The organism is Aeromonas sp. S11(2024), from assembly GCF_041402345.1.
Taxonomy (GTDB): domain Bacteria; phylum Pseudomonadota; class Gammaproteobacteria; order Enterobacterales; family Aeromonadaceae; genus Aeromonas; species Aeromonas veronii.
In genome coordinates this window covers 65,133-78,661 of record NZ_JBGLRC010000006.1, presented here as the reverse complement: position 1 = coordinate 78,661, position 13,529 = coordinate 65,133, and the positions used below count along the sequence as shown (strand labels likewise).

11 protein-coding genes are annotated in these 13,529 nt (G+C 56.6%); 3 read left to right on the top strand and 8 right to left on the bottom strand.

The window, feature by feature from the left end; translation table 11 throughout:
- The first annotated feature begins 9 nt into the window (after nucleotides 1-9).
- Both ACB040_RS07505 and ACB040_RS07500 read left to right on the top strand, forming a co-directional pair.
- Entirely contained in the window at nucleotides 10-912 is a 903-nt protein-coding gene (locus ACB040_RS07505; protein ID WP_013723446.1) for a hypothetical protein, read from the top strand.
- Nucleotides 913-1,437: 525 nt separating this feature from the next.
- The gene (locus ACB040_RS07500) at nucleotides 1,438-2,925 is read left to right on the top strand and encodes a peptide MFS transporter (RefSeq protein WP_371154019.1); all 1,488 of its coding nucleotides are present in this window, start codon (nucleotides 1,438-1,440) and stop codon (nucleotides 2,923-2,925) included.
- 198 nt (nucleotides 2,926-3,123) lie between these two features.
- Here the strand turns inward: ACB040_RS07500 and ACB040_RS07495 are convergent, their stop codons facing one another.
- A complete protein-coding gene (locus tag ACB040_RS07495; RefSeq protein ID WP_371154017.1) occupies nucleotides 3,124-4,344 on the bottom strand; it encodes an MFS transporter in 1,221 nt (406 codons plus the stop codon).
- Nucleotides 4,345-4,467: 123 nt separating this feature from the next.
- Between ACB040_RS07495 and ACB040_RS07490 the strand changes: the two genes are divergently transcribed.
- Complete coding sequence (locus ACB040_RS07490) at nucleotides 4,468-5,376, top strand: LysR family transcriptional regulator (RefSeq protein WP_371154015.1); 909 nt, start codon at nucleotides 4,468-4,470, stop codon at nucleotides 5,374-5,376.
- Nucleotides 5,377-5,495: 119 nt separating this feature from the next.
- On the opposite strand, the gene ACB040_RS07485 is transcribed toward ACB040_RS07490, so the two are convergent.
- From ACB040_RS07485 to nudF, 7 genes are all read right to left on the bottom strand, one after another.
- On the bottom strand, nucleotides 5,496-6,308 hold the full coding sequence (locus ACB040_RS07485) for a hypothetical protein (RefSeq protein ID WP_371154013.1): 813 nt from the start codon (nucleotides 6,306-6,308) through the stop codon (nucleotides 5,496-5,498).
- 59 nt (nucleotides 6,309-6,367) lie between these two features.
- Nucleotides 6,368-8,662 (bottom strand): DNA topoisomerase IV subunit A, encoded by a 2,295-nt coding sequence (gene parC / locus ACB040_RS07480; RefSeq protein ID WP_371154011.1) that lies wholly within the window; start codon nucleotides 8,660-8,662, stop codon nucleotides 6,368-6,370.
- 83 nt (nucleotides 8,663-8,745) lie between these two features.
- Nucleotides 8,746-10,656: a DNA topoisomerase IV subunit B gene (gene parE, locus ACB040_RS07475; protein ID WP_371154009.1), complete on the bottom strand. Its 1,911-nt coding sequence runs from the start codon at nucleotides 10,654-10,656 to the stop codon at nucleotides 8,746-8,748.
- A gap of 132 nt (nucleotides 10,657-10,788) precedes the next feature.
- The gene (locus ACB040_RS07470; protein WP_270659200.1) at nucleotides 10,789-11,376 is read right to left on the bottom strand and encodes a YqiA/YcfP family alpha/beta fold hydrolase; all 588 of its coding nucleotides are present in this window, start codon (nucleotides 11,374-11,376) and stop codon (nucleotides 10,789-10,791) included.
- Nucleotides 11,377-11,388: 12 nt separating this feature from the next.
- A complete protein-coding gene (gene cpdA, locus ACB040_RS07465; RefSeq protein ID WP_041202814.1) occupies nucleotides 11,389-12,207 on the bottom strand; it encodes a 3',5'-cyclic-AMP phosphodiesterase in 819 nt (272 codons plus the stop codon).
- 22 nt (nucleotides 12,208-12,229) lie between these two features.
- Nucleotides 12,230-12,634, bottom strand: coding sequence for a DUF1249 domain-containing protein (locus ACB040_RS07460; protein ID WP_202411252.1), 405 nt, complete (start codon nucleotides 12,632-12,634; stop codon nucleotides 12,230-12,232).
- Between the two features lie 46 nt (nucleotides 12,635-12,680).
- Nucleotides 12,681-13,322, bottom strand: coding sequence for an ADP-ribose diphosphatase (gene nudF, locus ACB040_RS07455; protein ID WP_270659198.1), 642 nt, complete (start codon nucleotides 13,320-13,322; stop codon nucleotides 12,681-12,683).
- Nucleotides 13,323-13,529 lie beyond the last annotated feature (207 nt).

Below are 13,529 nucleotides of genomic sequence, written 5' to 3'. Positions count from 1 at the left end.
AGCCCATTCATGCAGTTAGTCATTCGCGATGCCAACCAGGGCCCCTTTCTGACCCAGGTGCTGCGCTTTGGCCGCGACAACGAACTCTTGAGTCAGCAGCAGCTCGCCGCCATCAAGGGCAAGGCGGTGCTGATGAGCCTCAAATTCGCCGACAAGTACTACAACAAGTACAAGATGCACCTGCTGGAGCAGGCGGCCCACGACGTCATCGGCGTGGTGAGCCTCGGCCTGCAGGAGCTCTCGGCGCGGGACCCAGCCAAGGCGCTGGCGCTGCTGCAGGCACCGGAAGGCCCCATCAAGCCGTTTCAGAAGGGCTGGTCGATGCTCATCACCGTCAGCCCCAAACAGGCAGGCAACAGCCTCTACGGTGACGTGGATGCTCGCCTGCTGGACAAGATCTCGAGCCCGCCCGATGTGGAGGAGTGGCAAGGGTGGCAGGAGTACGAGAAGGCGCTGACCGAGCACAACAAGAGCCGCCTGATGGAGCTCATCGACCAGCACTTCTTCGCCTGCGAGAGCGACCACCCCACCATGGAGGACAAGCTGGCCGAAGCGCTGCTCTACCGCATCCTCTGCGGCAAAGGCAGTGGCGCCGCCCCGCTCAAGGTGAAACAGGATCTCAAGCGCAAACTGGCGCGGGAGATTGAGCTCGACGAGAGCTGGTATGACACCGACTACCTCGCCGCCCAGCTCGCCCTGATGCTGAGCGCGCTGCCCGCCGACATGGCCGCCGCCCTGCGGCAGGAGCTGAGCCCGGGCTTTGTGCCCAATCTGTTGCACACCCTCGGCTTTGTGCGCCAGTACCAGCTGCTGCAAAAAGAGAACGCCTCACCGGAGAAGCTCGACAACATCGAGATGCGCGCCGGTCTCAAGCACCCGCTGCTCGGTTGGCCGCTCTACCACGACTTTTAAGGCCGCTTTCGCCGCCCATCAGTCGCACCACAACGCCCGGCCCGCCGGGCGTTGTTATATCCTCCCCTCACCCTCTCGACAGCGGGGAGGTAACACACGCAAGTCACCCTAGGGCTACCCCTTCTCTTCCCAATATTTATTCACTCAATACCCGAGGATGAATAAACAACCTGCAATACAACAACTTGGCGCCAGCTGCGTTTAGGGACAACAAAGCGGGATGCAAATCCCGCTACAGCGCCATAATCGGCACCAAATAGCCGACTGGATCACATCAACCGTGTCGCAATCACGTGGTAAGCCAAGCTAAAACCACGACTCAATCACGCATAAAAAGGCGGAATAGATCAATAAAAAGCAATTAATCGCGCCGGATTAAATTTCAGGTATGGCTATTTGCACCGCTTGGCCGCTAAATGACAGACCGGCCTTCAGACCAGCATGGAAGCGCACAAGGCTAGCCGGCAGCAGACCGGTACGCTCTCAGGACGAGTAATGATTTTCTTCTCTCACAGGAGACAGACCGTGAGCGCTTCGAATCAACACCCCACCATTCCCCCCGGCTCCGGGGCGCTGTTCTTTATCCAGACCTTCTCGACTCTGGGGTTTGCCGTGCTCTACTCCACGCTGGTGCTCTACGCCACCAAGCGACTCGGCTTCAGCGAATCCCAGGCCAACGCCATGATGGGGGTCTTCGGGGCCTTCAACTATGGCCTGCACCTGTTTGGCGGTTATCTCGGCGGGCGCTACCTCAGCAACCGCAACCTGTTCGTGATGGGGATGGTGCTGCAGGTGATCGGCTGCTACTTCATCGCCGAGATGGGGATCACCGGCCTCTACTGGGGGCTCGCCATGTTCCTTACCGGCAGCGGCCTCAACGTCACCTGCCTCAACATGATGCTGACCCAGCGCTTCGCCCCGGATGATCACCGCCGCGAGAGCGCCTTCCTGTGGAACTATGCCGGGATGAATCTGGGCTTCTTTATCGGCTTCACGGTGGCGGGCTACTTCCAGCTCACCGAGGATTACCGCACCCTGTTCCTGTTTGCGACGCTGGGCAACATCATTGCCATCATCGCTACCTTCGCCTGCTGGCCCATTCTGGCGGATATCAGCACCCCGCTGCGCCATGTCAAAGGGAGCGGCTTCTACCGCCGCATGCTGGCGGGTATCGCCATTCTGGCCATGCTGGTGCCGGCGCTGCGTCTGCTGCTGACCCACGCCAGTTTCAGCGGCAGCTTTGTGCTGATCCTGGGGGCCGTGGTGCTGGTACTGCTCTGCGTGATGACCACCCGCCACCCGGACGCCGCCGAGCGCAGCCGCATGGTGGCCTATCTGATCCTCGCCCTCGGCTCCCTCATCTTCTGGTCGCTCTACCAGCTGGCGCCCATGGGGCTGATGCTCTTCTCCGAGCACAACATCAACCTCAACGTGTTCGGGCTGCGGGTCGCCCCCCAGTGGATCCAGAACATCAACACCCTCGTCATCGTCATCGGTGGCCCGCTGATGGCGCTGCTGTTCAAGCGGCTGCGCGAACAGGGGTGGAATATCGACATCCCCTCCCAGTTTGCCGCCTCCCTGTTCTGCATGGGATTGGGGATGCTGGTGCTGCCGATCGGTATCCATCTGGCGGGGGCCGACGGGCTGGTCGCCTTCAAGTGGATCGCCATCAGCTATGTGCTGCAGAGCTTTGGCGAGCTGCTCATCTCCCCCATCGGCTACGCCATGATTGGCAAGCTGGCCCCCGCCAGCCTGCAAGGCTTGATGATGGGATGCTGGATGATGGTCACTGGCGTCGCCTCGGTACTGGCGGGCTATGTCTCCGGCGCCATGCCGCAAAATATCGGCAACACCCCGGTCGCCACCAACCCGGGTTACAGCTCGGTATTCAATATGCTGGGCTGGGGTTCGCTGGCAGGCGGCGTCGTGTTGCTCCTGCTGGTGCCCCGCCTGCGCCAGCTGATCGCCTCCAAGATCACCCCACCACCGGCGGCCACTGCCATTCCTGTCTAATCGGGTTCGGGCCAGCCTTTTCAGTGGCCCCTGCCAGAGCGAACGGTTGAATCAGCGGCACTGCTGTTAATGTAAAGGGCCCCGCCATCATGGATGGCGGGGCCCTTCTCTTTTGGTGGGATGGATGACCCGCGTCTGGCTGCCGAGCCCCCGTTTAGGCTTCGTCAATCAAGCCTATGTCCCCACAGGTCTCGTTTCTCAAACATCCGATTTTGGGGTTCCCAAACGCAGCAGCTTGAGCAATCGATATAGAAAAAGTGGCTGAATAATCGTCAACACTATGGTTAGCCAAGCCAATAGAGTTATGTTGCCAAGGTGACCATCGACATTTGTTAAAATCATCGAAGAGACGATGGCAGCCGAGCCACTAAATATATGTTGAAAAACATTTTGTAATGACATGAATCCCGCCCTTTCCCAAGGCGCTGCTACTTGACTATTAACAGCAGCAACGGTGATCGTTCGGGTCGATGTAACCACCATGAATAACGTGAAAATCACTATGGTCGGCAACCCAGGCTCATGCAAAAAACCATCCCAAACAACCGCTATCGTCAATGCCCCCATCAAAATCGTCACTTTCATTGCGCCAAAACGGTCAATAAACAATCCGCCAAGCTGCATTGAAAACAGGCTAAAAATACCGCCCATGACATAGTACTGACTCATATCGCCGCGAGGGACATCAAGGTTAAATTGAAAATAAGCAGCTATGTTGGGAACAATAAGAAAGGTGCTGAAAATTGCCAACCCAATTGCCATAAACGCATTCAACACCACAGGTCGCTTCAACATTTCAATGGATGAAAAAGCCTTCTTGTTCAATCCCAAGTGGGCCGTCATTCCAGGCAGCCTTGTATATACCGCCACGCAGATACACAATCCCAAGCCACCTAAAACATAGAAAGGTGCACTCCATCCTTTTAACATTGCCAGCTCCAATCCCAACGGCACACCGGCAATCGCTGACAACGAAAACGCCCCCATCACGATGGCCATCGCTCGACCACGTTGATCTATTGGTGTGGCATCCACAACGATCGCCAGAGCAATGGATGTTGCAGGACCGGCAAACATACCGGCCAGCAAGCGGGTAAAGAATAAACTTTCCATATCCCATGCCAAAGCACAGGCCCAAGTGGATAGCGTGATCCCCAACAATGTGATCAATGCAACATGCTTTCTATCAAATAGGTCGAGATATCTGGCACATAACAACGATGATAGTGCGGCTGCCAGTGCATACCCGCCTCCTAAATATCCTATATAGGTTTGACTTATATTTAGTGCACGAGATAAATCAGGCCCGAGAGGCATAATCATCATGAAATCAAGCGCACTGACCAATTGAATCAATGCCGCCAACCAGACAACGTTAAAATCCATAACCGAACAATTACTGTGAGTTTTTTCACCCATATTATTTTCATCTAGCATAATAATGTTTACTCTCAATCTTTAGAGATAGAAAGTATACCCACTATCACATTTTAATTTTATTCGTTAAAATGGCATGAATTGTTATCAGATTAGGGATAATCAATGCGTACCGGCATGGAATTGAATGCGCTGAAGATTTTCATTGCAGTGGTTGAAAACAGCAGTTTTGTCGGGGCATCTAAAACCCTTCAAATCCCCACCTCAAATGTGAGCCGCAGTATTTCTCAATTGGAAGAAGCCTTGAACCTTCAACTGATTGAACGCTCAACCCGCCATATGAAGCTCACACAGTCAGGACAACTGCTCTATACCCGAGTCAAACCACTGCTGGAATCACTGGAGCAAACCGAGGCTGAATTGACATCACAGCAGATTCAGCTGAAAGGGCCATTACGCATCTGCATCCCCAATGAGGCTGGGCCAAAACTGCTCGGTACAGCCATTGCCGACTTTGCCTGCCAGCATCCTGAAATAACGATCAGCTGCATTACCAATCTCTCCGGACTTGAATCATTAAGAGAGGATTTGGACATGGCAATCATCATTCATAGAGGCAAGATGGATGACTGCGATTACATAGCCAGCCATTTGACCACCATTCCCTGTACTGTTGTTGGTTCCCCTTCATTGATCCAGAAGTGGGGACTTCCCAACCACACATCACAACTCAAAACTCTCCCCTGCATAACAACGGTGAGCGCACTGAAAGGGATGCCTTGGCAATTTACTCGCACAGGCAGTGAATTTTCCACCATCCAAGTGAATGAACACTACCGGGTCAATAGTGGCGAACTGGCATTAAAAGCAGCAATAGCCGGTGTAGGGTTTGCCATTCTTGCCAAAGTCTCCTGCCAGGAGTTTATTAATGATGGCAGTTTGGTTGAGATTGAACTTGAATTACCCGCCGCCCCATTGCAGTTGTTTGCTGTTTATGCAAATCGCCAATATCTTCCTGCTAAAACGCGTGTATTTATTGAGTTCGTACGACAAAATATTATGAGCTATCAGTAGCTAGAATCGGTAAAGCCTCAACAGGTCAGGCTGACTTTTCAAGATATCAAAATTTTTAGTCTACCAGATTTTATCGTTTGCGAACGTCTGATTACGCTTCGATAATCAGACCTACTCCCCTACTTATATTCAAAGATACGTAACATATATTCTGAAATAGCCTCCCTTAACTTAATGTAAAGTAAGTGCATGTCTCTAGGTTCTTTATTAGAAATCCCTTGATGTATAAGAAAATTTCGCTCTTCCAATAAATCATCATCAAACTTTAAATTTACACTGTCAAACATCCTTATTATTAGTTCTCTGGCACAAATATCTTTCTTAAGATTTGTTTTGTATTTAAATTTCCCTTTAATAAATGGATAACCATAATTGACTGCATACGAATACTTCAATGCTTCCAGCAGGATATATGATAGTGATAATTTTATTTCCAATGGGAGTTGCTTTGCCTCTGGCTGTGTAAAATAATCAATAATCACTGGAATGTTTCTTGTTTCATATACATGGTCGAATCCATACCAACAACACTCTAAATAATTAACCAAGCTTTGGCTATCGGCTGGGTTTATTGGTGATGGAGATGCGGAGTAAACCCCAGATACTGACCATTGTTTTCCACATGATGGGATTTCATTTGTGATGTCACGATATGAATAGAAACTAACTTGTGCATTCAACGCAAATGAAAGCATCCATGCCAACTTCATCATGCTTAGTTCTAAATGCTGTATGTCTACTACATTTCTAACTATAGCTACTGATGACTCAACAAAAGAATATCTACAGTCATTCGAAAATGGCTTGTTATACCCTTCCCTTTGGAACCATTCAATCTCATAGCCAAATGATTTAAATATTATCGGAATAGTTCTAATGTCTGAATTTGAGTATTTAAAAATCACATTAGAGAAGTAGCATTTAACATCCATATCATTCCTTTAAAATAAGGGAGCCTTAGCTCCCTTTTATTTAACCATGTATTTATTTATCAAGCATCCGTATTCTCGCCCGCTTCAGGCTCAGCGTTAGCCACAGCCTCTATCTCTATCCTGTCCACCCGCTGCAAACCGCGGGGCAGTTTGGCGCCACGGCGGCCGCGCTCGCCGCGGTAGTAGTCGAGATCGGACGGTTTGAGGGTGAGCTTGCGCTTGCCGGCAAACAGGGTGACCGACTGGCCCTGCGGGATCACGGCGGCCATCACCACAAACTCCTCCCGCGCCTTGACCCGAGCAGAGGGGATGCTGATGAGCTTGTTGCCCTTGCCCTTGCCGAGCACCGGCAGGGTGTTGAGCGGGAACAACAGCATACGCCCTTCGTTGGAGATGGCCATGCAGAGATCGGTCTCTGGCGAGCCGATCTTCTGGGGTGCCATCACCTGACCCCCTTCCGGCACGGTGAGCAGCGCCTTGCCGTTCTTGTTCTTGCCGATCAGGTCGTCATAGGTGCAGACAAAGCCGTAACCGGCGTCGCTGGCGATCAGATACGGCTCACCCTCGTTGCCCATCACCAGATGACGCACCTCTTCCCCTGCCCCCAGTGCAAAGCGGCCGGTGAGCGGCTCGCCCTGACTGCGCGCGGATGGCAAGGTGTGAGATTCAAGGGCGTAGGTGCGGCCCAGCGTGGAGAGGAACACCGCCTGCTGGTTGCTGCGGCCACAGGCGTGGGCCAGATAGCTGTCCCCCGCCTTGTAGGAGAGCCCCTCGACATCCACGTCGTGACCCTTGGCGGCACGCACCCACCCCTTGTCGGAGAGGATGACGGTGACCGGTTCGCTGGGAATAAGCTCTTTCTCGGTCAGCGCCACGGCGGTGGCACGCTCCACCAGCGGGGTGCGGCGATCGTCGCCGTACTTCTCGGCATCGGCCAGCAGCTCTTTCTTGAGCAGGGTGTTGAGGCGACGCTCGGAGCCCAGAATGAGCTCCAGCTTGTCGCGCTCTTCGGCCAGTTCGTTCTGTTCGGCGCGTAGCTTGAACTCTTCGAGCTTGGCCAGATGGCGCAGTTTCAGCTCGAGGATCGCTTCGGCCTGGGTCTCGGTAATGTTGAAGCGCTCCACCATCACCTTGCCCGGCTCATCCTCGGTACGGATGATCTCGATCACCTCGTCGATGTTGAGATAGGCGATCAGCAAGCCTTCGAGGATGTGCAGGCGAGCCAGCACCTTGTCGAGGCGGAACTGCAGACGGCGACGCACCGTCTCGCGGCGGAACTGGATCCACTCGCTGAGGATGGTCTTGAGGCACTTCACCTGCGGCCGGTTGTCGAGGCCGAGGATGTTGAGGTTGACCCGGTAGTTCTTCTCCAGATCCGTGGTGGCGAACAGGTGGGCCATCAGCCCCTCCACGTCCACCCGGTTGGAGCGCGGTACGATCACCAGACGGGTCGGGTTCTCGTGGTCAGATTCATCGCGCAGATCGGTGACCATCGGCAGCTTTTTCGCCACCATCTGGGCGGCGATCTGCTCCATGATCTTGGCGCCAGAGGCCTGATGAGGCAGCGCGGTGATGACGATGTCGCCATCCTCCTCGCTCCAGACCGCCCGCTGCTTGATGGAGCCCTTGCCGGTCTCGTAGATTTTGCGGATATCGTCACGCGGGGTGATGATCTCGGCGTTGGTCGGGTAGTCCGGCCCCTGAATGTGCTGCATCAACACATCGAGCCCCGCATTGGGGTTGTCGAGCAGCTCGGCACAGGCGTAGGCCACTTCCCGCGCGTTGTGGGGCGGGATGTCGGTCGCCATCCCCACCGCGATACCGGTCACCCCGTTGAGCAGGATGTGCGGCAGACGGGCAGGCAGCACCACCGGCTCCTTCATGGTGCCGTCGAAGTTCGGCGTCCACTCCACCGTGCCTTGGCCGAGCTCTGAGAGCAGCAGCTCGGAGAAGCGCGACAGCCGCGCTTCGGTATAACGCATGGCGGCGAAGGATTTGGGATCGTCCGGCGCCCCCCAGTTGCCCTGACCATCCACCAGCGGGTAGCGGTAGGAAAAGGGCTGGGCCATCAGCACCATGGCTTCATAACAGGCGCTGTCGCCGTGGGGGTGGTACTTACCCAGCACGTCACCCACGGTACGGGCGGATTTCTTGTGCTTGGAGAGGGCAGACAGACCCAGCTCGCTCATGGCGTAGATGATGCGCCGCTGCACCGGTTTGAGGCCGTCGCCGATATGCGGCAAGGCCCGATCCATGATGACGTACATGGAGTAGTTCAAGTAAGCCTGTTCGGTAAAGGTGCGCATTGGCTGGCGCTCTACCCCGTCCAGACTGAGCTCGATAGCATCACTCATGTGATTTTCTCTTTCGGTTCGGGAGCCGCCACAGGGCGACTCCGGCTAAATGCTTGCTGGCCCTGTGCGGGCCAGCCGACGGCTTAGATGATGGCGAGGTTGCCCTTCTCTTCAAGCCACTCACGGCGATCACCCGCCCGCTTCTTGGCCAGCAGCATGTCCATCAGCTGCAGAGTCTCGTCAGCCGCATCCCCTTCGCTCTCCCCTGCCGGCTCCATGGTGAGCTGCACCAGACGGCGGGTGTTGGGATCCATGGTGGTTTCCCGCAGCTGTTTCGGGTTCATCTCACCCAGACCCTTGAATCGGGTCACCATCACCTTGCCCTTCTTCTTCTCGGCTTCGACCCGCTGCAGCACGCCGTTCTTCTCGTCCTCGTCGAGGGCGTAGTAGACCTCTTTACCGATATCGATCCGGTAGAGGGGCGGCATGGCGACATAGACGTGGCCCTTCTCCACCAGCGTGCGGAAGTGCTTCACAAACAGGGCGCAGAGCAGAGTGGCGATGTGCAGACCGTCCGAGTCCGCATCCGCGAGGATGCACACCTTGCCGTAGCGCAGGCCGCTGAGATCCTCGGAGTCGGGGTCGAGCCCGATGGCGACCGAGATATCGTGAACTTCTTGCGAGGCGAGCACCTGACCGGCCTCCACCTCCCAGGTGTTCAGGATCTTGCCGCGCAGCGGCATGATGGCCTGAAACTCGCGATCCCGCGCCTGCTTGGCACTGCCGCCCGCGGAGTCACCCTCCACCAGGAACAGCTCCCCCTGCATGGGGTCGGCGCAGTTACAGTCGGTCAACTTGCCGGGCAGGGCCGGGCCCTGGGTAATCTTCTTTCGCACCACCGTCTTGGCGGCGCGCATCCGGCGCTGGGCGCTGGAGATACAGATCTCGGCGATCTGCTCCGCCAGCTCGGTATTGCTGTTCAGATAGAGGCTGAAGGCATCCTTCACCACGCCGGAGACAAACGCCGCGCTCTGGCGGGAGGAGAGGCGCTCCTTGGTCTGACCGGCGAACTGTGGATCCTGCATCTTGATGGAGAGGATGTAGGCGCAGCGATCCCAGATATCTTCCGGGGTCAGCTTGACCCCGCGCGGCAGCAGGTTGCGGAACTCGCAGAACTCGCGCATGGCGTCGAGCAGCCCCTGACGCAGACCGTTGACGTGAGTACCGCCCTGGGCGGTGGGAATGAGGTTCACGTAGGATTCGGCGAGGCATTCGCCCCCTTCCGGCAACCAGCAGAGCGCCCAGTCCACCGCCGATTGTTCTGAGCTGAACGAGCCGATAAAAGGCTGCTCCGGCAGGCAGGTGAACTGCTTGACCGCGTCGACCAGATAATCCTTGAGGCCATCTTCATAGCACCACTCCAGCTTGATGCCGGTGTTCTTGTCGAGGAACTTGATGGTGAGGCCGGGACAGAGCACAGCCTTGGCTTTGAGCAGGTGCTCCAGCTTGGTGACCGAGAACTTGGGCGAATCGAAGTAGCTCGCCTGCGGCCAGAAGCGCACCCGGGTGCCGGTGTTGCGACGACCACAAGTGCCGGTGATAGTCAGCTCCTGCACCTTCTCGCCACGCTCGAAGGCGATGTCGTAGACCTGACCGTCGCGACGCACCGTCACCTCGACCCGATCGGAAAGGGCATTCACCACCGAAATACCCACCCCGTGCAGACCGCCGGAGAACTGGTAGTTCTTGTTGGAGAATTTGCCGCCCGCGTGCAGCTTGCAGAGGATCAGCTCCACCCCGCTGACCCCCTCTTCCGGGTGGATATCGACCGGCATGCCGCGGCCGTCGTCGATCACTTCGAGAGACTGGTCTTCATGCAGGATCACCTCCAGATTGCGGGCGTGACCTGCCAGCGCTTCATCGACGCTGTTGTCGATGACCTCCTGGCCGAGGTGATTGGGCCGGGTGGTGTCGGTATACATGCCGGGGCGGCGACGCACCGGTTCAAGGCCATTGAGGACCTCAATGGCATCCGCATTGTATTGAGTAGACATGGAGGGCCTTGCGAATTGACGTTTGGAGGGAATCTTAACTGCTAGGCGGGGGTAGAACAAACTCCCCGCACCGAAAGCTTGATCTGGAGAAGAACAAGCAGGGCGAGACCGTCCTTATTGACTCAAACCTGACTATAACCCGAGGAAACGGATGATCTGGGCGGGGTAACGCTCGAACGCGACAAAGGCGTGGTTGCCGCCGCACTCCAGCGAGAGGCGGGCAAAGCGGTATTCATCCAGCGCCTTGCGATAGTCGAGCACCTCATCCCCCTGCTGTTGCAGCACCCAGAGTCGCTCCGGCGCCGCCACCGGTACCGCCAGTGCCCGCAGCTCGTCCATATGTTGAGGCAGCAGTACATACTGCTCCCCGGTATAGGGATTGGTCTGGGGGCCGAGGTAGTCACAGAGCAGCTCGTGCGGGCGCACCGCCGGATTGATCAGTGCCGCGCGGCAACCGTACTGCTCGCTCACCCGGGTCGCCATAAAGCCACCGAGGGAGCTGCCCACGGCGCCGAGTTTGAATTCACTACCATAACGACCCTGCAGATAGGCGATGGTCTGCTCGATAGCCGCCCAGGCCGCCGCTGGCGTATTGGGCTGGGCCGGAATGATCACTTCGATGTCGGGCCGGTTGGCGGCCACCCAGGCAGCCATCTGCTGGGCCTTGGCGGAACCGGGTGAGGAATTGAAACCGTGCAGATAAAGGAGAACCGACCTCATGAAATGCTCTCCTCAATAACCGGTGGCGTTGGGGTCGGGCACAAACTGCCCCACCGGCAGGCGCCACACCTCACTGGCCACCCGCCCATCCGGATAGAGGGTGAGATAGCGCCAGCCCGGTCCGGATTCATCCAGCGCGAAGCCATCAGAGAGCGGTTTGAACTGAATGCAGGTGGAGGGGCTGGCAATCAGCCGCACCCCGCGGTGCACCTCGTCAAACTCCTGATGGACGTGGCCAAACAGGATGGTCTTCTGCTGCGGATGACGAGCCAGCACGGCGAACAGGTCATCGGCATTCTTGAGATTGTGCTGATCCAGCCAGGCGCAACCCACCGGCACCGCCTGATGGTGCAGGGTGATAAGAGCGTGGCGATCAGGATATTGGCGCAGGGCGCGGTCGAGGGCGGCCAGCTGGTGATCGCCAATCATGCCGTGGGGTTTGCCGCGCACCTGGGTGTCGAGCAGGATCACCTGCCAGTGGTCGCCCACCAGCTGCTTGGATTCGCTGATCCCGGCGGCATGGAGATATTCGGTCATCAGCGGGCTGTCATCGTGATTGCCAGGCAGCCAGTAGATGGGGCGGCCAAGGGGCGCCATCATGGAGGCGAAACGCTGATAGGATTCCGGGCTGTGATCCTGCGACAGATCGCCGGTCGCCAGAATCACCTCGTAGGGGTGTTCATTGGCCTGCACCTGTTCCAGCACGGCGGCCAGACTCTCTGCGGTGCGCACAGCCAACAGCCGCCCTTCGGCACTCGCGAAGAGGTGGGTGTCGGTAATTTGCAACAGGCGCACACTGCCGTCCTGCGCCTGGGGGAGCTCTGTTTCCAAAATCACGCTTCTTTTTATTTGTTCAACTGGAGATATTGATCGGGCTGGTACCATGTCTGAGACAAAATTTTAGCCATTCGGCCAGAAACAGATTTACCTGCTCCTTTTCGTCCCGCTGGTGCATCTTTTTATTGGGATAATCATAACGTGGTTGCAAACGGGAAATCTGTTGCGCTGCACACACTTCCGCCATCCGCACATCATGATACAAACGAATCTCTATCTGAGCTTGTAAATATTCGGGCAATTCGGGGTTGTGCTGGCTCAGGATCACCTGATTGGTGAAGCGACTCTCGCCAATGATGGTGAGCTGGAACTGCAGATCGTTGCCAACCCGATAGCGGCGCTCGGCCCCGACTTCCCCATCTGGCGGCAGCAGTTTCATCAACGCCATGTAATTGACCTCGCAGGTACGCTGCAAGGACATCAGGTCAGGCACATAGCGCCTGCTCTGTTGCAGGGTCAGCGCCACCTCAGCGAGCCGCCAGCCAGCGGGCACGCAGCTCGCCGTGGTTGAGGGCCAGCCACTGCAGGGCGATGACCGAGGCCGCATTGTCGATGCGTCCCTCTTTGAGCCAGGCGTAGGCCTGTTCGCGGCTCACCACGTGCACCCGGATATCCTCGCCTTCATCCGCCAGCCCGTGCAGCCCCTCGGCCTTGCTGGCATCCACCTCGCCCACAAAGACCTCGATCCGCTCGGTGCTGCCGCCCGGGCTCACCAGATAGCTGATGGCATGCTCGCAGCGGGCCACCTCGATACCGGCCTCTTCCACCGCTTCGCGACGCACCACCGCCTCGGCGGTCTCACCTTCGTCGATAATGCCGGCCACCAGCTCCAGCAGCCAGGGGGTCGGGCTGGTCTCCATGGCGCCGATGCGGAACTGCTCCACCAGCACTATCTGGTCGCGCTCCGGATCGTAGGGAAGCAGCGCGGCAGCATGGCCCCGCTCGAACAGCTCGCGCACGATGGGCTGATTCCAGCCACCAGCAAATAACCGATGCTGCAAACGATAGACATTCACCTTGAAGAAGCCGTTATATACAGCTGATTTTTCAATGATTTTCACATCATCGGCGGCGTAATGCCGATCTTGCGGCAAGGGTTGCTGCGACATCCGGGGCTCCCGTCAGCTTGACTTGTATCAGTTTGACCATAAAATCCGAGGAACATGAATGAACGTTCATTCACTCGGCGTGCCATGGTAATGAGGGGTGGATTTTAGCAGCCACAGACCATTTGGCTAGGCGCGCGGGGAGAAAACTGCGTCCGGTTCTTGACGTTCCCGTCACCGGACCTGAGACTCTTAGCATTAAATTTTGCT